Origin of the sequence: Flavobacterium turcicum, from assembly GCF_011365745.1 — a bacterium.
Taxonomy (GTDB): domain Bacteria; phylum Bacteroidota; class Bacteroidia; order Flavobacteriales; family Flavobacteriaceae; genus Flavobacterium; species Flavobacterium turcicum.
On sequence record NZ_JAAOBY010000008.1, the window covers coordinates 1 to 21,634 of the forward strand.

Below are 21,634 nucleotides of genomic sequence, written 5' to 3' on the forward strand. Positions count from 1 at the left end.
AGCACAACTGATAACACTTGTATTACTTCATCGACACAAACGGCAACAATCAATAATGCGCCAACGCCACCAGCGGTGCCAACTGCAGCGACTGTTATACAACCAACATGTGCTGTTCCAACAGGAACAATTACAGTGAGCACACAAAATGGAGTGGATTACAGTTTGAATGGAACCAACTACCAAGCATCAAATGTGTTTTCAGGATTAGCTCCAAATACATATACACTTTATGTTAGAAGTACAACGGACAACACTTGTATTACTTCATCGACCCAAACGGTAACAATCAATAATGCACCAACACCACCAGCGATACCAACTGCAGCTAGTGTTGTACAACCAACATGTGCCGTTCCGACAGGAAGTATTACATTGAGTACACAAAATGGAGTGGAGTACAGTTTGAATGGAACAAATTACCAAACATCAAATGTGTTTTCAGGATTAGCTCCAAATACATATACACTTTACGTTAGAAGTACAACGGACAACACTTGTATTACTTCATCGACACAAAGGGTAACAATTAATAATGCGCCAATACCACCAGCGGTGCCAACTGCAGCGAGTGTTGTACAGCCAACGTGTGCCGTTCCAACAGGAAGCATTACAGTGAGTACACAAAATGGAGTGGAGTACAGTTTGAATGGAACAAATTACCAAACATCAAATGTGTTTTCAGGATTAGCTCCAAATACATATACACTTTACGTTAGAAGTACAACGGACAACACTTGTATTACTTCATCGACACAAACGGTAACAATCAATAATGCGCCAACACCACCAGCGGTGCCAACTGCAGCGACTGTTCTACAACCAACTTGCGCGGTTCCAACAGGAACTATTACAGTGAGTACACAAACTGGAGTGGAGTACAGTTTGAATGGAACCAACTACCAAGCATCAAATGTGTTTTCAGGATTAGCTCCAAATACATATACAATTTACGTTAGAAGTACAACAGATAACACTTGTATTACTTCATCGACACAAACGGTAACAATCAATAATGCGCCAACACCACCAGCGGTACCAACTGCAGCGACTGTTATACAACCAACATGTGCTGTTCCAACAGGAACAATTACAGTGAGTACACAAAATGGAGTGGAGTACAGTTTGAATGGAATCAATTACCAAGCATCAAATGTGTTTTCAGGATTAGCTCCAAATACATATACGCTTTACGTTAGAAGTACAACGGACAACACCTGTATTACTTCATCGACACAAACTGTAACTATTGATGCTATACCACAGCTGCCAACTAATCCTACTGCAGCTAGTGTTGTTCAACCAACATGTGCCGTTCCAACAGGAAGCATAACTATTAGTGCACAACAAAATGTACAATACAGTATCGGTAATGGATATCAAAATAGTCCAGTTTTTGCTAATCTAGTACCAGGAAATTATACAATGGCCGTTCGTTTTACTAACAGTCCTGCATGTATTGCGACAGGCGGAATAATTACTATCAATGCAATTCCACAGCAAATTCAATTCGAGACCGAATCGAATTGTATCAATAATGAGTTTGTACTATCTGCTATTCCGCGTAGCTCAAGTTATGATCCTGCCCAAGTAACCTATCAATGGAAAGATTCAAATGGTGTAGTCGTTGGCACAGATAGTAGCCTTAACCTATCTAAAGTAACGTCCAATTCAAATTCGATTGTATTTCCAGCGGTCTTTTCGCTTTCAATTCGTTCTGCGGCGACTGGTTGCGAAACTACTCAGACCTTTACAATTGAGTCTATTTTTTGCAACATTCAAAAGGGGATTTCTCCTGACGGAAACGGTTCAAATGATTCTTTTGATTTAACTTTTATGAAGGTTAAAAAATTAGAAGTCTTTAATAGATACGGCATCAAGGTGTACAGTCAATCCAATTATACTGACCAATGGAAAGGTCAATCCAATTCAGGTGAAGATTTGCCAAGTGCTACCTATTATTATGTAATTGAATTTGAATCTGGAACCCCAAAAACGGGTTGGATTTATTTAATTCGAGAAAAATAAAAAAAGTACTAAAGCAATAGTCATACGAAGTATTAATTGACTTTGACAAAAAACAAAAACGATATGAACAAAATACTATTAATTTCTCTGTTGGTTTGCTTCTCTCTCTGCGAGGTAAGTGCGCAACAAGATCCACACTATACACAATACATGTATAATATGAATGTCATTAATCCGGCTTATGCGGGTTCGAAAGAAAATTTATCTTTTGGACTATTGTACCGTAAGCAGTGGGTTAATATCGAAGGTGCACCATCTTCCTTTTCATTTTCGGGTCATACTCCCGTTGGAAAAAATGTGGGTATGGGTATTTCTTTTCTTTCGGATAAAATAGGTCCTGTTTCAGAACAAAACGTTTACGGAGATTTTTCATATACGCTACAATTGAATGAAACAGATAAACTTGCTTTTGGTATAAAGGCGGGAGCTTCTTTTCATAATGTAGGATTACGAGATTTACAATCTAGTTTGCCAGATCCTTCCGAGGGGATTTTTGGACAAGACATTAGTGATGCTTCCTTGAATGTTGGAGCCGGACTTTTTTATTACTCAGATAAATATTATGCAGCATTATCAATACCAAACATGTTAAAAGCTGCTCATCTTGATTTTAATGGAAGGGCATATGGTTCCGATGTTTCGCATTATTTTTTAACAGCCGGTTATGTAATGGATTTAAATTATGATTTAAAATTCAAACCGTCATTCATGTTGAAATCTGCTGTAAATGTAACGCCTTCGCTAGATCTATCGGCTAATTTTTTATATCAAGAAAAATTTGAGATAGGGGCAACATACCGATTACAAGATAGTTTTGGGGGAATGATAAATGTTGCTGTGAGTCCATCATTGCGAATTGGATATGCATATGACCATATTGTTTCTGATTTGAGAGTGAGTACGCCGTCATCACATGAGTTTATTTTGTTGTATGATCTTTTCGAATCTAAAAAAGTATCTCGTTCTCCGAGGTTTTTCTAACGTTTAATTCAACTATTTGATGAAAAAATATATACTATTAGTTCTTGTAGCAATAATTAGTTTTTCAACCCTTGCGCAAAATAAACAAACTAAAAGTGCGGATGATTTAGCGAGTGGCTATGACTATTACGGAGCTATCGAGGCATACTTAACTTTAGTAAGGCAGGGCAACAATGATTTGTACATTAAGAAGCAATTGGCTGATTGTTACTACTACATTGACAACTTTAAAGAAGCCGAGAAATGGTATGCTCAAAGCATAACATCGCAAAAAGATGCCGAAGTATTTTTTAGATACGCACAGGTTTTAAAAGCCAACTTAAAGTATAAAGAAGCAAATATTCAATTACAGCGTTTTGCTCAACTAAGTCCAAATGATAGTCGTGCTCAAAAGTTTGGTGCTAATCCTAATTATTTGGATCAGTTGGAAAGAATTGATGCTGCGTATGAAATTAGAAAATTGAATATTAATTCTGCTCGCTCGGATTGGGGCGCAACCTTATACGGCGATGTATTGTATTTTGTTAGTGCGCGCAACGAAAGCAAGAAAGTTTACAGCTGGAATAATGAACCATTTTTAGATATTTATCAAGCCAAAAGATTGTCTAATGGAAACTTCGAAGCGCCAGAGGAAGTAGCTGGATTAAATTCAGATTTTCATGAAGGGTCTGTGTCACTTACGAAGTCTGGATCAATTGCGTATTTTACGAGCGAAAGTTTTAAAAATGATTTGTTTAAAAAAGATAAAAGTAGAAGATTAAAATTTGGCCAAGTTAGTCTTTACAGTGCTAAAAAAGAAAATGATAAATGGACAGCAATTGCTCCTTTCCCTTGGAATAATAAAAGTTATTCAAACGGAAATCCATCTGTAAATGGCGAAGGAACTGTTTTATATTTTGCCTCAGATATGCCCGGAAGTATTGGTGGTACAGATATTTGGAAAGTGCAAATTAATGCAGATGGTAGTTATGGCCAACCAGAGAACTTAGGTCCAAGTATAAATACGGCAGCCGATGAAAATTTCCCTTTTATAGCTGATAATGATGTTTTGTACTTTGCATCAAATGGTTTGTTGGGTTATGGTGGTTTTGATGTTTTTAGTGTAAATGCATTGGAAGCAGCAGCTACTCCCAAAAATTTAGGAAAACCTGTGAATTCTGAGAAAGACGATTTTTCTTTTACATTCAATACTGAAAAAAACATTGCTTTTCTCTCTAGTAACCGAACTGGGCAGGATGATATTTATGTACTGAATCCAATTTGCAAATCCAATTTGATGGTAGCTGTTAAAAATGCCAAAGATGGTGCTGCTCTTGCGTCTACCAGAGTTGAAATAGTTATGGATGGTCAGGAACAAATAGTAAATCAGATGTCAGATGATAAGGGAATATTATCTTACGACATGACTTGTGGTAAATCATATAAGGTGCGAATTTTAAAAGATGGTTATGTAACACAAAGTAAAACAGTAATCGCAGTGGCTGGTTCCAATTTAGTTGAAGTTGCTTTGGAGCCAATTGAAGTAATTGTAACTGAGACGGAGATTATATTGAATCCTATTTATTTTTATTCTAATAGAAGTGAAATTACAGAAAAGGGAGCTGCTGAGTTGGATAAATTAGTTTATGTAATGTCTCAAAATCAAAAATTACAAATTGATGTTGTAGCTCATACTGATCACCGTGGAACTGATTCTTATAATTTGAAATTATCTGAAAATAGAGCAAAAGCTACAGTAGCTTATATTATTGAAAAAGGTATTGGTGCTGAACGTATTTCAGGAAAAGGAATGGGAGAAGGTGCCCCAAAAATTGACTGTAAAGAAAATTGTACCGAATTAGAAATGGCTTTAAACAGACGTTCTGAGTTTTTAATTAGAAAATAAATTAGAATTTTAAGTATAAAAAAAACAGCATATCTTTTAGGTATGCTGTTTTTTTTTATCCATGTACTGTTTCGTTCTTACCGTAATTTGTAATTATCGAGGTTTCGTAAGCAATCCATTCTTTCCATCGTTTATCCACATCAACATTATCGGCATATTGTCTGGCAAAGCCTAAAAAGGTTGTGTAATGACCGGCTTCACTGATCATCAAGTCTCGGTAAAATTTGGCCAATTCAGGATCTTTTATGTTTTCAGATAGAACTTTAAAACGCTCGCAACTGCGTGCTTCAATCATTGCCGAGAAAAGTAAACGCTCGCATAAAGCATCATTTCGACTTCCATCTTTTTTCATAAACTTAAAAAGCTCATTAACGTAACTGTCTTTTCGTTCGCGACCAAAAGTAAGTCCACGTTTTTTGATTAATTGATGCACCATTTCAAAGTGCTCCAATTCTTCCTTAGCAATAATAGTAAGTTCAGTAACTAATTCCTCTTTTTCAGAATTTTGTGTGATCAAACTTATAGCATTTGACGCTGCTTTCTGCTCGCACCAAGCGTGATCGGTAAGTATTTCTTCGATGTTCGATTCTACAATAGTAACCCATCTCGGATCAGTAGCTAACTTAAGTCCCAACATAATCGTTTTCTTTTGCTACAAAATTACTCTTTATTTCAATGATTTTGTTTGATAACAAAGCTTTATCGATAAAATTACTATTATTTTGTATCCTTAAGATGGAGAAAACATGAGCGTACAACCAATAGTACTAATTATAGGTTTTGTTTGGCCGGAGCCAAAGTCATCCGCTGCAGGTGGAAGAATGATGCAATTAATTCGATTGTACCAATCGCAAGGATATTCTGTAACTTTTGCCAGTCCCGCGCAAGATTCTGAATTCATGGTGGATTTAAGTGAATTTGGAGTTATTAAAGAAAATATAGTCTTAAATTGTAGGAGTTTTGATGTTTTTATTGCTGAATTAAATCCGGCGATCGTTCTTTTTGATCGATTTATGATGGAAGAACAATTTGGGTGGCGTGTGGCTGAAAATTGTCCGTTAGCTTTGCGTGTGTTGGATACCGAAGATTTACATTGTTTGCGTTTAGCAAGACAAAGTGCCTTTAAAGAAAAGCGTGATTTTGAAATTGCTGATTTGCTTAAAGAGGAAGTTGCTAAAAGAGAAATGGCTAGTATACTGCGGTGTGATATTACTTTGATGATTGCTACTTTTGAAATGGAATTACTGCAAAGAGTTTTTAAAATCGATGCGGCTTTGTTGTTTTATTTGCCTTTGTTGGTGCAAAAACAAGAAATGTTTGTCGCAGATCAAGTTCCGTCTTTTGAGGAGCGAGCTAATTTTGTTTTCATTGGAAATTTTCTACATGAACCCAATTGGAATGCAGTTCAGTACTTAAAAGAAACTATTTGGCCTCTAATTAGGAAGCAGTTACCCGAAGCGCAATTGCATGTCTATGGTGCTTATCCGTCACAAAAAGTAGTACAGTTGCATCATGAAAAGTCAGGTTTTTTAATTCTTGGTCGTGCTGCTGAGGCTAAAGATGTGGTGCAAAAAGCGCGAGTGGTTCTAGCGCCTTTACGTTTTGGTGCAGGAATAAAAGGTAAATTGTTAGAGAGTATGCAATGGGGTACACCTAATGTGACAACGAGTATTGGCGCAGAGTCGATGCACGGGAATATGCCTTGGAATGGTGCTATTAATGATGAGCCTATACTTTTTGCGGCAGAAGCAGTACGTATTTATCAGGATAAAAATTATTGGTTGAATTCGCAGGACAACGGTTTTAAGTTGGTTGAAAATTTATATGACGAAGTTATTTTTGCTGAGAAGTTTGCAAGTCGAATGACTGAATTGATTGAGAATTTAGAAGCGCACCGCTTGGCCAATTTCATGGGCGCTTTGCTACAGCATCATACTTTAAAAAGTACGAAGTATATGTCGAAATGGATTGAGGCAAAAAACAGCTAAGTTAGCAAGTCATGCATGAGGGGTAGAAGCGGCATCCTTTTTTAGGCTCGCTTTTTTGCGAGGCTTAAAAAGATACAGCGGATGACCCGACCTTACTGTAACGAAAGTGAAAGTAAGGGCATCCCATAAAAAAACTCGCCTTAAAATACATTAAGGCGAGTTTTATATTTAAAAGATTTGATTTACAATGACATCAAACCACGTGAAATTACAATACGTTGAATCTCTGAAGTTCCTTCGTAAATTTGAGTGATTTTTGAGTCACGCATCATACGCTCTACATGATACTCAGCTACGTAACCATTTCCTCCGTGAATTTGTACGGCCTCATTGGCAACTTCTAAAGCGATTTCTGATGCGTATAATTTGGCCATAGCTCCAGAGTGTGCAATATCTTTTCCAGCGTCTTTTTCGCAAGCAGCTTTCATTACTAGTAATTTGGCTGCAGTTACTTTTACATACATATCGGCCAATTTGAAAGCGATTGCCTGGTGGTTAAAGATTTCTTTACCAAATGCTTTGCGTTCGTGTGAGTATTTTAAAGCAGTTTCGTAAGCACCAGTTGCAATTCCTAATGCTTGAGAGGCAATACCAATACGACCACCATTTAGTACGTTCATTGCAAAAGCAAAACCAAATCCGTCAGCACCAATTCTGTTTTCTTTTGGAACTTTTACGTCAGTAAACATTAGAGAATGTGTATCGCTACCTCTAATTCCCATTTTCTTTTCTTTCGGTCCAATGTCAAAACCTGCCCATCCTTTTTCAACGATGAAGGCATTGATTCCTTTATGTCCTTTTTCGATATCAGTTTGTGCAATAACAATGTATGTTGATGCAGTACTTCCGTTGGTAATCCAGTTTTTTGTTCCGTTTAAAAGGTAGTAATCGCCTTTGTCAATTGCGGTAGTTTTTTGTGATGTAGCATCAGATCCTGCTTCTGGCTCCGAAAGACAAAATGCTCCAATTACTTCTCCTTTTGCAAGCGGCACAAGGTATTTCATTTTTTGTTCTTCGTTGCAATATTTCTCTAAACCGGCGCAAACTAATGAGTTGTTTACAGACATGATTACCGCTGCCGAGGCATCAATTTTTGCAATTTCGGTCATAGCTAAAACATACGAAATGCTGTCAAGACCTGATCCACCGTATTTAGGATCGACCATCATTCCCATGAAGCCTAAGTCGGCCATCATTTTTACTTGTTCAGTTGGGAATTTTGAGTGTTCATCACGTTCAATAACACCCGGCAATAATTCTGCTACAGCAAAATCTTTAGCCGCTTGTTGAATCATTAAATGCTCTTCGGTTAGATTAAAATCCATATTTTTATTGTAAATTAAATGTTCTTAAATTTGACCACAAAAGTAATTATAAAATAGTAGATTTCAAACGTTTTCGTAATTTTAGCCTATGTTTAAAGAAAAGTATTTTGTAGTAGGTGTCATGTCAGGAACATCGCTAGATGGCGTCGATTTGGCACATATCGTTTTTACTAAGGTTGATAACGAATGGTCATTTGAAATTTTACAAGCTGAAACGGTTTCGTATTCTGTTTATTGGTTAAACAAACTGCAAACTGCTGTAACGCTTACAAGTCTAGAAATCATAGATCTGAATGATGAATACACAAGTCATTTGGCAACTGTCATAAGTGATTTTATAGAAAACAACGCTATTAAAAATTTAGATGCTGTGTGCTCACATGGGCATACGGTGCTGCATCAACCTCAGAAGGGAATCACACTACAAATAGGGAATTTACCGCAGCTTGCTACCTTGATTCAGCAAAAAGTAGTTTGTGATTTTAGAGTTCAGGATGTAGCTTTGGGAGGACAAGGTGCGCCTTTGGTGCCAATTGGAGATCGAATATTGTTTTCCTCTTATGATTATTGCATGAACTTGGGAGGTTTTTCAAATATTTCGTTCGAGAAAGACGGACAGCGCATCGCATTTGATATCTCGCCTGTTAATACCGTATTGAATTTTTATGCGCAACAATTAGGTTTCGAATATGATGATAAAGGAGCGATGTCACGTTCAGGTAATTGTCACCTAGAACTATTGACCGAATTGAATGCGCTTGAATTTTACTCTCAAAAATATCCTAAATCCTTGGGTTTTGAATTTGTAAAGGGTATTGTGTTGCCTTTGATAGAAAAATATAATTTGGCAGTAGCTGATAAATTGAACACGTTTACAGAGCATGTTGCCTTACAAATTGCTGCTGCGCTGCCTACCCAAACCGGTCAGATTTTTGTAACCGGTGGTGGTGCCTATAATGATTTCTTGATAGAACGTGCGCAATCCTACTTGCCTAATACGGAAATAGTAATTCCTGATCCAGAAGTACTTGAATTTAAAGAAGCAGTAATTTTTGGATTGTTAGGTGTTTTGAAGTTAAGAGGTGAAATTAATGTCCTGTGCAGCGTAACTGGAGCCCAACAAGACCATTCTGCCGGAATGGTTTACACGCCATGATACCATCTAGAAAAAACTATTTAGCAGTGGCAATAATAACTATTTTGTTGGGATTGTGCAGTCGAGGTTTTTCCGTAGTACCGCTATTTGTTGGAGATTTACTTTACGCCGTTTTAATTTATTTTATTTTTAGGTTTTTCTTCACCACACAAACGGCTGTCGCCATAGCGATAATGAGTTTATCCTTTTGTTTTGCGATAGAGACATTACAGTTAGTACGATGGAATTGGTTGTTACAAATTAGAGCAACAATAATTGGTCGCTTGGTTTTAGGACAAGATTTTTTATTGGAAGATTTAATTGCGTACACATTTGGTGTATTTGTGGCGGTAGTTTTCGAGCGAATGGTTTTTAAATGGTTCTAGAAGAAGAATGGTATAAACTTTATAAATAAACTCGAAAACACATAATTCACATTATTCTATTTTTTATATTTGCCAAAATTAAACATATCGCAACAAATGAAAGATTTATTAAAGAAATTCGAAAATAAAGAACCTGAAATAGTTTTCCATTGGAAAGATGCTGAAACCGAAGCTGAGGGTTGGACAGTTATCAATTCGCTTCGTGGAGGCGCTGCTGGAGGTGGAACTCGTATGCGAAAAGGTTTGGATATGAATGAAGTTTTGTCATTGGCAAAAACGATGGAAGTTAAATTTTCGGTTTCTGGACCTGCGATAGGTGGAGCAAAGTCGGGTATCAATTTTGATCCGAATGATCCCCGCAAAAAAGGAGTTTTGCAACGTTGGTACAAAGCGGTTTCTCCTTTATTAAAAAGTTACTACGGTACTGGTGGAGATTTGAATGTCGATGAAATTCATGAAGTGATCCCGATGACTGAAGAATGTGGTGTTTGGCATCCGCAAGAAGGTGTTTTTAACGGGCACTTCAAGCCAACCGAAGCAGATAAAATCAATAGAATAGGTCAGTTGCGTCAAGGAGTTGTTAAGGTGATCGAAAACCCAAAATTCTCTCCTGATGTTTCAAAAAAATATACAGTTGCTGATATGATTACAGGTTACGGTGTTGCTGAGGCAGTTCGTAATTTTTATGCTATTTATGGCGGAGATGTAAAGGGTAAAAAAGCGATTGTTCAAGGATTTGGGAATGTAGGTTCAGCTGCCGCTTTTTACCTTGCGGATATGGGTGCCAAAGTAATTGGTATTATCGATAGAGATGGTGGATTGATTAATGAAGATGGTTTTTCTTTCGAAGAGATAAGAGCTTTGTTTTTAGCCAAAGACGGTAACAAATTAGTAGCTGAGAACATGATTCCTTTTGAAGAAATCAACCAAAAAATTTGGACAATTGGTGCCGAAATTTTTACTCCGTGTGCGGCATCTCGTTTGGTTACGCAGTCGCAAATTGATAGTTTAATTGCAAATGGTTTAGAAGTTATTTCTTGTGGAGCGAACGTTCCTTTTGCGGATAAAGAGATTTTCTTTGGTCCAATTATGGAAGATGTAGATCATAAAGTAAGTTTGATTCCTGATTTTATTTCGAATTGCGGAATGGCTCGTGTTTTTGCTTATTTTATGGAGAAAAAAGTACAAATGACTGATGAAGCTATATTTTCTGATACTTCAGAAATTATTAAAAAAGCGATTGAAAAAGCGCATATACTTAATCCTAATAAAACTAATATCAGCGCCACTGCTTTTGAAATTGCATTGAAACAACTTACTTAATTCAAGCACTTATAATTTCAAGTATACAAGATGGGAATTGGTAGACATAAAAGGCTACTAATTCCCATTTTACTTTGAATACAAACTAATTTATAATTGAAAACTAGCTTTCTACTCTTGACAATTTTTAGTACTTTTCAACGTTTTTAGTCATATCCTTTTTCAAATACCAATACAATGAGTTCTACTAATTCAACCAATCAAAAGAAATCCCTAATCATTACCACTCTTTTGTATGCGGCAATGTTGTTGATTTTGTTTTTTATCCGTTTTTGGCCTCCGGCAAATGGAGTGGAGCTTGCAGGCGGTGGAGGCGGTGGTGGAGTTACGGTGAATTTTGGGGATAGTGATTTCGGATCGGGCTCGGACTATAAAAGTGAAGTATTAGAGGTAAAAAATCAAGCGAAAGCGGTACCAGTAAACAGTACTCCTGACGAAGCAATACTTTCGCAAGAAAATAGTACGGATGAAAGCGTGGTTATCCCGACTAAAGTTCCAGCTAAAAAGACACCAGTGGTTATAAAAGAAGAAACAAAACCTGTGGTAGTAAAACCAAAGGTATCGAATGCTACCAATGATGCGTTGTCAAGTATACTGAAAGGATCTAATAAAGGAGGTGATGGTGATGATAAAACAGCTGGAAATAAAGGAAAGTCAAACGGGAATTTAAATTCAGGTGATTATTATGGTTTAGGCGGTTCCGGAGGTGGTACTGGCGGAGGAAACGGAACTGGAAATGGAACAGGAACCGGCAAAGGTTCAGGCTCTGGAAGCGGTGGCGGATCCGGAAGTGGTTCTGGTGGCGGAATCGGATATTCTCTTGGTAATAGAAGAGCAGTATCTAAACCAGTGCCAAAATACACATGTAGCGAACAAGGTAGGGTAGTTGTTGAGGTCGCCGTAGATCGAAACGGACGTACAATGAGCGCTATTGCGGGAGTGAAAGGAACAACAAATACGGCAAGATGTTTACTTGATCAAGCTAGAATTGCAGCCATGAATACGAAATGGGATCCTAGTTCAGATGCGCCGGAAAAGCAGGTGGGCAAAATTATTTATAATTTCAGCCTTAATTAAACGTCACTTTTAAAAGATAATTGTCAATTTATACGATATCTCGCGTGAGGGATAGCAGCAAGTACCGCAGTACTGCGAATAGCCCGACGGCAATAAAAAAATGGAGCACATCAGCATAAAAGTTGATTGGCTCCATTTTTTTTTATTGCGGTCACGCCCAAAAGCAAGACGTGTCCTAAATTAATATCGTTTTTATTTCGGGCTAGTGGCGATTACAAATTTCAGATTGTTACGTACTCCTATTTGTAAAACATCTACTAAATCTTGCACCTGAAGATTGAATGGGATTCTAACAACAACGGTTTGGTCTTTTGTTGTATCCATTTTAGACATAAGCGTAGCCTCGAGTTCTTCAAATGAAACGGGTTGTTTGTCAATATAGAATTTTTTATCTTCAGTGACGGATAAGCTGATGAATTGCTTGTTGGTTTTTTCGTTTGATTGCGCTTTTGGCAAAGTCATCTTGATTACATTGGGGTTGGCAAGTGTAGAAATAATCAAGAAAAACAACAGTAGAAAAAACATGATGTCGCTTAATGAAGAAGTCGCGACCTCGGCATGAAATCTTCTTTTTCTTTTGATAGACATGTTATGATTTTTGAATAATATTTACAAATTCAAGTACTTGTTTTTGGATTTTTAATGCAAAATTATCAATTTTCCCGTTCAACAAGTGGTATCCACTGTAGGCAACAATTCCAACTATCAAACCCGCTCCACTACTAATCATTTTTTCGTATAATCCGCCAGAGATATTCCCGATACTAATATTCTCAGTAACTGATATGCTGTAGAAAATTTTAATTACTCCGGAAATGGTACCAATAAAACCCAAAGTAGGCGCAATACCAGCTATAAGTCCCAAATGGCCCAAGTGTTTTTCCATTTCGCCAATTTCAATATCGGCTGCACGATCCATATTCGATTCGATTTCACCAATTGGGCGGCCAATAACAAGAATACCTTCTTTGATGATATTTCCCGATGCTGTATTATTTCGTTCAGCAAGTGATCGTGCTAAATCTAAATTGCCAGAATTTAACTGATCCCTAACATCACGTAAAAGTAATGAGTCTACTTTTGAAGCTTTGCTAATGTATAAGTAGCGCTCTACGATGAGGTAAAAAGTGTAAAATAATAAAATCCCAATTGGGATTAGCCAAATACCGCCTTTTAATAAAAATCCTAAAGTAGAAATTTCGGTGTTTGGAGCAATGTTTTCAACAACTGCGCTTGATGCGGCATTAGTAAGGGTGTCCGCTTGTAATTGGATAAAACTAAACATATAATATTATTGTGTTTTAATCATTAATTCTAAAATTTGTTTCAATTTTGCACTAAAGATACTTTTCGATGTAGTATTAAACTAAAAAAATCGAAAAATATTTTAAACAATTCCTATTTACCTATAAAATGAATTATCAAGACACTATAAACTGGATGTTTAATCAGCTCCCGATGTACCAACTTCAAGGCGCACAAGCTTATAAAAAGGACTTAACGAACGCTCACAAACTTGCAGCGCACCTAAATTATCCTGAAAAAAAATTGAAATGTATACATGTGGCAGGAACCAACGGCAAAGGATCTACCTCTCATATGTTGGCATCTGTTTTACAAGAAGCTGGATATAAAGTAGGTTTGTATACATCGCCACATCTAAAAGATTTCAGAGAACGTATAAAAATAAATGGGGTCGAAATATCTGAGAAATTTGTTGAAGATTTCATAACGGAGCATCAACTATTTTTTGAAGCTAATGACATGAGTTTTTTTGAAATGACCGTTGGTTTGGCTTTTGATTATTTTGCTGCTGCAAAAGTGGATATCGCCATTATCGAAGTAGGAATGGGCGGAAGATTAGATGCAACGAATATTATCACGCCTTTGGTTTCTGTAATTACCAATATAGGATTAGATCACACTCAGTTTTTAGGCAATACACTTGAAGCAATTGCTTTCGAGAAAGCAGGAATTATTAAGCCAAATATCTCTGTAATTATTGGAGAATACACTCCTGAAACGAAGCCTGTTTTTTTGTCTAGAGCCAAAGAAGGAAGCTCGGAGATTTATTTTGCAGCAGATTTAGTTTTCGAAAATTATCCTTCAGACTTGATTGGAGATTATCAAGTGCACAACAAAAAGACGGTTTTGCAAACCATACAGGTTTTGAATAAGCAGACTGAATTTGAAATTTCCCCTCAAAATATACAAAATGGTTTGTTGCATGTTGTAAAAAATACAGGACTTCAAGGCAGATGGCAGCAAATACATACAGCCCCAAAGGTTATTTGTGATACTGCTCATAACAAAAACGGTCTAGAGATCGTATTGAAACAAATACAAAAAGAAAAATTTGACACCTTACACTTTGTTTTGGGAGTGGTAAATGATAAAGATTTAGAAGAAATTTTGCCTTTGTTTCCAAAAAATGCAAAATATTATTTTTGTAAGCCTAATATTCCTCGCGGATTGGATGCGCAAGTTTTACAACAAAAGGCGGCATTGTTTGAGTTGCATGGTGAAGTATACAATTCTGTTTCAGAAGCTTATAAAAAAGCACTGCAAAATGCTGTAGCGACTGACTTTGTTTACGTAGGAGGAAGTACTTTTGTAGTTGCAGAAATTTTGTAATTTTTTTGTTTTTATAGTTGCATATTCAAAAAACAGTCTTATATTTGCACTCGCAATAAGGAAATGAAAATTATCGAATTGCAATAGGGCGATTAGCTCAGCTGGTTCAGAGCACCTCGTTTACACCGAGGGGGTCGGGGGTTCGAACCCCTCATCGCCCACAAAAAACTCCTTAAGAAATTAAGGAGTTTTTTTTTATTTCTGATTTTACCAACCTTGGTTGATTCCGTTTTTAACTACTGCCTCGTATTTTTCTTTATCAAAGCGGTATAAGTTAGGTGCTTTGTGAGCAACATTGCTCTTCTTCTCGTCAAGTTTTATTAATATCCCAATAGCTGTAATCTTTCTTAAAAAATTACGGCGGTCTAATTTCTTGCCTAAAATGGTTTCGTATAATTTTTGTAATTCTGGAATTGTAAATTTTTCAGGTAGCAAATTGTAGCCTACAGGTGTAAGATTTAATTCGTTTCGCAGAGTAGCTAATGCTTTATCTAGAATTTCTTTATGGTCCAAAACCAAATCAGGAACTGCATCGTGGTCAATCCATTCCACAATTTCATCAGCTGCCAATGGCTGCGGAATGGTTTGTAAAAAATCAACTAATGCATAGTAACCAACTGTAACAAAACGACTGGCAAACCATTTTCCATCTTCGATTGGTATGTTATAAAAGCGTAGAATGTTGTTGCTCACCTCTACATCGCAGCGGTTTGCGGCACCAAAAGTTGAAAATTGTCTTAAAAAAATTCCATTTAAACCTGTTCTACGGTGCAAAACCGTTACGGCAGCTTCATCAATTCCTTCATTTAAAGACACAAAACCTCCCGGCAAAGCCCATTTATTACTGTACTTTGTTTTGATTAATAACACTTTTAATTGGTTGTCATGAAATCCAAAAATCACGCAATCTATTGATAAACCGGGTTGGTATAATTCTTTATTTTCTAAAACACTCTTTAACATGGGGCTTTCATTCTTGAAATTAGTACACTTTTATAAGGCGCAATTTAGTGCATTTTTACTCGGAAATTAAAACAGTACATTTTTTGAATACAAATAAGTTTTTTTCCAAAATTATTCAAGAGTACGTTGCACAATATGAAAAGAATGAGTTAAGAATTGCATTGTTTCACGATTCATTTTCGAATTGGTTATACATTTTATGTAAAAAAGCTTGTCAAAAATAATGTAATGTGCTGTTTTTCAAAAATATTGTTTACATTGCGTCACTATAACACAATAAGAGTTTTTAACCTTTGAATAAAAAAAACTAACGCAAAAGACTATGAAAAAAACTATTCTATTACTCCTTGGGTTCGCATTTACGCTACAAATGCAAGCGCAGGCTATTGATTATCGAGCAAAAGCTAAAAAATTAGTTTCGCAATTGACACTCGAGGAAAAAGCTTCTTTGTGCTCAGGTGGAACAGCTTGGTCAACTAAGGCCATTCCAAGACTGGGTATCCCGTCTATTTTTATGACTGATGGTCCTCACGGATTACGCAAGGCGGAGGGTTTTGATTTTACAAACAGTGTACCGTCAACTTGTTTTCCTACGGCATCAGCTTTGGCATCTTCTTGGAACACGGCATTGGCTCAAAAGATGGGCGAAGCTTTGGGAATTGAGGCCCAAGCCAATGATGTACAAATTTTGTTAGGACCTGGAGTAAACATGAAACGTTCTCCTCTTGGAGGAAGAAATTTTGAATATTTTTCAGAAGATCCGGTTTTGGCAGGTAAAATTGCAGTTGGATTCATAAATGGGGTGCAAAGCCAAGGCGTGGGTACCTCTATGAAGCATTTTGCGGCAAATAGTCAAGAGTTTGAACGCATGTCTAATAATTCAAATGTTGACGAACGTACTTTGAATGAAATATATTTTCCTGCATTCGAAATGGCAGTAAAAGAGGCACAACCTTGGACCGTGATGTGTTCCTACAATAAATTAAATGGAACCTATGCCTCTGAAAATCCATTTTTATTACAGCAAATGTTAAAGGACAAGTGGGGATTACAAGGTTTTGTAGTTTCTGATTGGGGTGCTGTAAATGAAAGAGCGCTTGGTGTTGACTCAGGTATGCATCTTGAAATGCCAGCAAGTGGTGGATTAAATGATAAAAAAATTGTTGATGCCGTTAAAAACGGTACTCTAAAAGAAAGCCGACTAGACGAAATTGTAACCGATCTATTGGCGATAACTCTAAAAGCAAAAGACAGTCACAAAAAAGGTATTGTGGTTGACAAGACTAAGCACAATGAACTAGCAAGACAAATTAGCAGCGAATGCATTGTGTTGTTGAAAAATGAATCTGCTATTTTACCAATAAAACCTTCTGTTAAAAAGATTGCTATCATTGGTGATTTTGCCAAAAATCCACGTTATCAAGGAGCTGGAAGTTCGCAAGTGCGTCCAACTCAAATTTTAAACGCATTTGATGAATTACAAAAACTAGCCAAAGGTACACAGTTTACATTTTCGCAAGGATACAATTCACAAGGAGAAACAGATCAGGCGAAATTAGCTGAGGCAGTGCGAATTGCCAAAGATGCTGATGTAGTTCTTGTTTTTGCAGGTTTGCCAGATAGTTATGAGTCGGAAGGTTTTGATAGGACTAATATGGATTTGCCACTAGGCCACAATCAATTAATTAGTGCAGTTGCTCAAGTAAACAAGAATAGTGTTGTGGTTTTGATGAATGGAGCTGCTGTTGCAATGCCATGGAAAAATGATGTTGCAGCTATTTTGGAAGCCTATCTTGGAGGGCAAGCTGGTGGAGGCGCAGTTGCAGATGTATTGACAGGAAAAGTGAATCCTTCAGGTAAGTTATCGGAGACATTTCCAGAACGATTGGAAGATACTCCAACCGCAATTGAATTCCCATCAAGAGATGGACAAGCTAATTATGGTGAAGGGATTTATATCGGTTACCGCTACTATGACAAAAAGAAAATTGAACCAAGTTTTCCTTTCGGATACGGATTGAGTTTTACTACTTTTTCATATTCTGATATAAAAGCCAATACTACCTCGGCCAAAGATTCAGAAGGCGTTACCATTTCTGTTAAAGTAAAAAATACGGGAAAAATGGCAGGAAAAGAAGTAGTGCAGTTGTACGTACATGAGCAAGAAAGTGAAGTAAGTAGACCTGAAAATGAACTTAAACATTTTGAAAAAGTGGCCTTAGCCGCAGGAGAGGAAAAAACAATTACTTTCAAATTGAGTTCTCGTGATTTCTCTTATTACAATTCAAAAACACCTGAGTGGACCGTGAAATCAGGAAAGTTTGATGTTTTGGTTGGAGGCTCTTCTCGAGATTTGCCTTTAAAACAAACGGTTTTTATTGAATCTTCAAAACCTGCACAACTCGTTTTTACTCGTGAATCATTATTTAAAGAATTCAAAAGGTCTCCAAAAACTTTAGCAATTTATGAAAACTTAGTACAAGGTTTTATGGGAGCTTCAAAAAAACCAGAAACCGAAGATGAGAAAAAAGCAGCTTTGTTTTTTGAAATAATGTTATCTGATATGCCAATAAACAAATTAGTTATGTTATCTGGAGGTAAATTTACTGAAGAAAATATTAATGGAATTTTATCAGCGGCCAATCAAAAATAAAGGGTGGCTGAAAGCAAAGCATAAAAAGTGCCTCATAACATCGTCTTCAAAAGGAATGATTTCCTCTTATTTGAGTCGCACTGAGATCTAATTGTTGGTTAAATTGTAAACAAAAACGCAGTAAGCAGTATGTTGAAACACTGTTTGCTGCGTTTTTTAATTTTGACCTAATTTTTAAATTTGATAGAAACCTATTAGCTACTGTTAAGAATTTATTTAGTTACCCTTCCGAATTTTAAAAAATTCAAGTTGAAGTTTCCTTTTTTAAAATAAATTTTTTATTCGATTTTTTTTAAAAACAGATATTCTAATACACCAAGGTTTGAATTCCGTGCGCGGGAATTTCGATCACTGTTTTTTCATTTGAGATGATTAGATTATAGGTTACATTTTTATCTCCTTGATTCATTACTACGGTTACCAATTTGCCGTTTTTATTTAAAAATGAAGTACTGATTAAAGAGCTTCGGCTAACTGCCGTACTAACTCTTTTGGCATCTGGTCGAATGAATTTAGAGAAATGGCCAATGTAGTAATAACTTGGTGTATAAATAAGTTCTCCAGAATTAGTGTCAGCATGGATTGGTGCAAAACAGAAGTTCCCCACGTGATTGGGACCTCCATTTTGGTCTAAAAGAATATTCCAGTCCGTCCATCCAACGGTGCCGTTATTAAAATCGTGAATCATGTTAGTGCCGTAACGTTCGCCATTAGCCCATAATTGGTATTTATTGGAATCAAATTTCTCTACGCAACCTTCAGTAAACAAGAGGTTTTTTGTTGGGTATGTCTCATTGACTTTTTGAATATTTTCAAACATAGGCGCACCGCCTGCCCAAGTTTCGTACCAATGAAATCCGATTCCCCAAGCATATTTTGATGCTTCTGGATCAGAAAAAATGACATTTGCTCTTTGATTTATTAAATCTCGGTTATGATCCCAAACAACAATTTTTTTATCGCCTAAGCCTTCTTTCTTTAAAGTTGGTCCAAGAAAGTTTTTTAAAAAATCGCGTTCAGCCTCGGCAGTGTAAATGCATGATTCCCAAGTTTGGGTAGCCATAGGCTCGTTTTGTACTGTAAGTCCCCAAATAGGCATTCCTTCTTTTTCATAGGCTTTTATAAATTTAGCGTAATAATTGGCCCATGCTTGATTGAATTCAGGTTTCAAAGTTCCGCCTTTCAACATATTGCCAGTACTTTTCATAAATGCTGGTGGACTCCAAGGTGAAACATACAATGTCAATTTTCCACCGGCCGTTTTTATAGCCTCCTTTATCATCGGGATGCGGAATTTTTTATCGTGGTCAATATTAAACGATTTTAATTCACTATCGCCTTCTTTCACGTAAGTATAACTTCCACTTGAAAAATCAGAACTATGTATTGTAGTTCTTAGTAGCGAATAACCAATTCCGTTTTCAGTATTGTAATAGGCTTGCAGTAATTCTTGCTGTTTGCTTTTACTTAATTTTGCAAAAACTTCTGCGCTTGCGTCAGTTATTGCTCCACCTATGCCCATGAATGTTTGAAAAGTCTTGTTTGGTTCTACAAAAATTGAAATTTCTGTTTCAAGAGGTTGTTTGGCTATACCGAAGCTTAATTTGTCTGTTTGAGACAGTCGCAATTTGGTATTTTCTGCGGTGGTATATACCGTAATAGTTTTGCCGGATGTTGTAAATGCTGCAGTTTGATTTGCTTTTTTGGGCTGAGCAAATGTAAAAAAAGTAGTTGCTGCAAGTGCTAAGGTTGCTGTTTTTTTCATTTTAGATATAATGTATTGTGCTTTACCAAATATAAGTTCCAACAGAATTACCTTCTAATGAAGTAGTAATCCAAGTTCCGTTGTATTTGATGTTGAATAAAGTAGTTGTTTCTCCGTCGTTTTCAACTAATAAAACTTTTTTTCCTGCAGGGGTTTTAAAAGCAACTGTATTTAAATTTCCTGAATTGTTACTTGAAATGCGTACTGAGCCGGTTGGAACAAATTTTGAAGCATGAGCAATAATATAGTAGCCTACATTTCTTGTAAAGCTATCGCTGCTATTAACAGTCAAGGCTCCTTTACAAGTTGTACAACCACCAGGAGTATTTGGACCGAAAGAGGCATTATTGGCTAAATTCCATTCTAAAGCTGTTTTACTCCAATTGCGCATGGATCCGATGATTACATTTTTTACATGCCATTTTAAATCTCCAGAAAAACTACCTGTTGATGAGGTGTATTGCTCTGTAAAATAAATATTTTTGGTAGGAAAAGCATTGTGAACGGTTTCAAGTGTGCTAATATCGCCTTCGTAAAGGTGAAATGCCGATCCGTCTACAAAGGGATTTGCTCCTGTGTCTCCCAATACAGCTATAGGATATTCTGGTTTATTGCAATTATGGTCGTATGCTACAATTTTTGTGCTGAGGTTTGCGGCTTTAAATTCTGGCCCTAAATGATTTTTAATAAAATCAGCTTGTTGTTGCGCCAGCATTAACATACTTGGATTGTTGCCAGGATGTAAAGGTTCGTTTTGAGGTGTAATGGCGTCAATTGTTATTCCCTCGGCCTTCATGGCTTGAATGTATTTTACAAAATATTTTGCATATACATTGTAAAATTCGGGTTTTAAACCTCCTCCAACAAAACTGTTATTGTCCTTCATCCAAACTGGCGGAGACCATGGTGTTGCCATTATTTTTATTGACGGATTTATGGCTACAATTTCTTTTAACATTGGAATGACATCAGCTTGGTCAGGAGTTAAACTAAATTTAGATAATGTAACATCTGTTTGTCCATTGGGAAGATCATTATATGTGAAAGGCGTCGCATTTAAGTCTGATGCGCCAATACTTAGACGTAAATAACTAATTGCAATTCCGTTAGCATCATTACCGAATAATTCCTTTAAAAGTTCTTGTCTTTTTTGTGCTGAAAGTTGATTAATAACTTGAGCGCTTCCACCTGTTAGTGTATAACCAAAACCGTCAATAGTTTGAAATGTTTTGCTTTCATCAACTTCAATGTTAGCATAAGTATTTATACTGTTGCCAAAAGTCAAATTACCCGGCTGTTTTTGTAATACTATAGTTTGATTGCCTTTGGTTAACCAAAAATCCATTTGATTGGTTCCAGTTGTAGGCGGTGTAGTAGGAGCGGGCGTAACTACAACCTCAGTAGTATCGCTTGACGACGAGCAGTTACTTGTGGCCATACTAAAGCTCAAAAGCAGTGCTAGTTTTATAGAATTTTGTAGTAAAGTCATAA

17 protein-coding genes and 1 tRNA gene are annotated in these 21,634 nt (G+C 36.6%); 11 read left to right on the forward strand and 7 right to left on the reverse strand.

Translation table 11 applies throughout. The annotated features are described in order from the left end of the window. The 3 genes from G9Q29_RS12570 to G9Q29_RS12580 form a co-directional block, all read left to right on the forward strand. A partial coding sequence (locus tag G9Q29_RS12570) for a gliding motility-associated C-terminal domain-containing protein (RefSeq protein ID WP_166137912.1) occupies nucleotides 1-2,028 on the forward strand: 2,028 nt, incomplete at its 5' end. Nucleotides 2,029-2,091: 63 nt separating this feature from the next. After that, nucleotides 2,092-3,009, forward strand: a complete 918-nt coding sequence (locus G9Q29_RS12575; protein ID WP_166137915.1) for a PorP/SprF family type IX secretion system membrane protein — start codon at nucleotides 2,092-2,094, stop codon at nucleotides 3,007-3,009. Between the two features lie 19 nt (nucleotides 3,010-3,028). Further along, nucleotides 3,029-4,894, forward strand: coding sequence for an OmpA family protein (locus G9Q29_RS12580; RefSeq protein ID WP_166137918.1), 1,866 nt, complete (start codon nucleotides 3,029-3,031; stop codon nucleotides 4,892-4,894). A gap of 55 nt (nucleotides 4,895-4,949) precedes the next feature. Here G9Q29_RS12580 and miaE read toward each other — a convergent pair whose 3' ends face one another. After that, complete coding sequence (gene miaE / locus G9Q29_RS12585) at nucleotides 4,950-5,531, reverse strand: tRNA-(ms[2]io[6]A)-hydroxylase (protein ID WP_166137921.1); 582 nt, start codon at nucleotides 5,529-5,531, stop codon at nucleotides 4,950-4,952. Nucleotides 5,532-5,640: 109 nt separating this feature from the next. Here miaE and G9Q29_RS12590 point away from each other — a divergent pair, with 109 nt between their 5' ends. After that, nucleotides 5,641-6,882 carry a glycosyltransferase gene (locus G9Q29_RS12590; RefSeq protein ID WP_166137924.1) on the forward strand — a complete coding sequence of 414 codons (1,242 nt, stop codon included), beginning with the start codon at nucleotides 5,641-5,643 and terminating at the stop codon, nucleotides 6,880-6,882. Between the two features lie 182 nt (nucleotides 6,883-7,064). Here the strand turns inward: G9Q29_RS12590 and G9Q29_RS12595 are convergent, their stop codons facing one another. Continuing rightward, nucleotides 7,065-8,207: an acyl-CoA dehydrogenase family protein gene (locus G9Q29_RS12595; RefSeq protein WP_166137927.1), complete on the reverse strand. Its 1,143-nt coding sequence runs from the start codon at nucleotides 8,205-8,207 to the stop codon at nucleotides 7,065-7,067. A gap of 88 nt (nucleotides 8,208-8,295) precedes the next feature. Here G9Q29_RS12595 and G9Q29_RS12600 point away from each other — a divergent pair, with 88 nt between their 5' ends. The 4 genes from G9Q29_RS12600 to G9Q29_RS12615 all read left to right on the forward strand — a co-directional run bounded on the left by G9Q29_RS12600 (nucleotide 8,296) and on the right by G9Q29_RS12615 (nucleotide 12,128). Next, a complete protein-coding gene (locus G9Q29_RS12600) occupies nucleotides 8,296-9,363 on the forward strand; it encodes an anhydro-N-acetylmuramic acid kinase (protein ID WP_166137930.1) in 1,068 nt (355 codons plus the stop codon). Next, nucleotides 9,360-9,728 (forward strand): ribosomal maturation YjgA family protein, encoded by a 369-nt coding sequence (locus G9Q29_RS12605; RefSeq protein ID WP_187038259.1) that lies wholly within the window; start codon nucleotides 9,360-9,362, stop codon nucleotides 9,726-9,728. Before G9Q29_RS12600 ends, G9Q29_RS12605 begins: the two co-directional genes overlap by 4 nt. A 96-nt stretch (nucleotides 9,729-9,824) precedes the next feature. Next, entirely contained in the window at nucleotides 9,825-11,051 is a 1,227-nt protein-coding gene (locus G9Q29_RS12610) for a Glu/Leu/Phe/Val dehydrogenase dimerization domain-containing protein (protein ID WP_166137938.1), read from the forward strand. Between the two features lie 177 nt (nucleotides 11,052-11,228). Beyond that, a complete protein-coding gene (locus tag G9Q29_RS12615) occupies nucleotides 11,229-12,128 on the forward strand; it encodes an energy transducer TonB (protein ID WP_166137941.1) in 900 nt (299 codons plus the stop codon). A 192-nt stretch (nucleotides 12,129-12,320) separates the two neighbouring features. On the opposite strand, the gene G9Q29_RS12620 is transcribed toward G9Q29_RS12615, so the two are convergent. Both G9Q29_RS12620 and G9Q29_RS12625 read right to left on the reverse strand, forming a co-directional pair. Then, the gene (locus G9Q29_RS12620; RefSeq protein ID WP_166137944.1) at nucleotides 12,321-12,716 is read right to left on the reverse strand and encodes an ExbD/TolR family protein; all 396 of its coding nucleotides are present in this window, start codon (nucleotides 12,714-12,716) and stop codon (nucleotides 12,321-12,323) included. A 1-nt stretch (nucleotide 12,717) separates the two neighbouring features. Continuing rightward, complete coding sequence (locus tag G9Q29_RS12625) at nucleotides 12,718-13,413, reverse strand: MotA/TolQ/ExbB proton channel family protein (protein ID WP_166137946.1); 696 nt, start codon at nucleotides 13,411-13,413, stop codon at nucleotides 12,718-12,720. 128 nt (nucleotides 13,414-13,541) lie between these two features. Between G9Q29_RS12625 and G9Q29_RS12630 the strand changes: the two genes are divergently transcribed. Together G9Q29_RS12630 and G9Q29_RS12635 are read left to right on the forward strand one after the other, a co-directional pair. Continuing rightward, the gene (locus G9Q29_RS12630) at nucleotides 13,542-14,762 is read left to right on the forward strand and encodes a bifunctional folylpolyglutamate synthase/dihydrofolate synthase (RefSeq protein WP_166137949.1); all 1,221 of its coding nucleotides are present in this window, start codon (nucleotides 13,542-13,544) and stop codon (nucleotides 14,760-14,762) included. A gap of 86 nt (nucleotides 14,763-14,848) precedes the next feature. After that, nucleotides 14,849-14,923 (forward strand) — tRNA-Val (locus G9Q29_RS12635). A 46-nt stretch (nucleotides 14,924-14,969) separates the two neighbouring features. Here G9Q29_RS12635 and G9Q29_RS12640 read toward each other — a convergent pair. After that, entirely contained in the window at nucleotides 14,970-15,725 is a 756-nt protein-coding gene (locus tag G9Q29_RS12640; RefSeq protein WP_166137952.1) for an NUDIX hydrolase, read from the reverse strand. Between the two features lie 322 nt (nucleotides 15,726-16,047). On the opposite strand from G9Q29_RS12640, the gene G9Q29_RS12645 reads away from it, so the two are divergent. After that, nucleotides 16,048-18,378, forward strand: a complete 2,331-nt coding sequence (locus G9Q29_RS12645; RefSeq protein ID WP_205729867.1) for a beta-glucosidase family protein — start codon at nucleotides 16,048-16,050, stop codon at nucleotides 18,376-18,378. 307 nt (nucleotides 18,379-18,685) lie between these two features. Here G9Q29_RS12645 and G9Q29_RS12650 read toward each other — a convergent pair whose 3' ends face one another. After that, nucleotides 18,686-20,143: a glycoside hydrolase family 30 protein gene (locus G9Q29_RS12650; protein ID WP_166137955.1), complete on the reverse strand. Its 1,458-nt coding sequence runs from the start codon at nucleotides 20,141-20,143 to the stop codon at nucleotides 18,686-18,688. Between the two features lie 22 nt (nucleotides 20,144-20,165). Then, nucleotides 20,166-21,632, reverse strand: a complete 1,467-nt coding sequence (locus tag G9Q29_RS12655) for a glycoside hydrolase family 30 protein (protein WP_225872944.1) — start codon at nucleotides 21,630-21,632, stop codon at nucleotides 20,166-20,168. Nucleotides 21,633-21,634 lie beyond the last annotated feature (2 nt).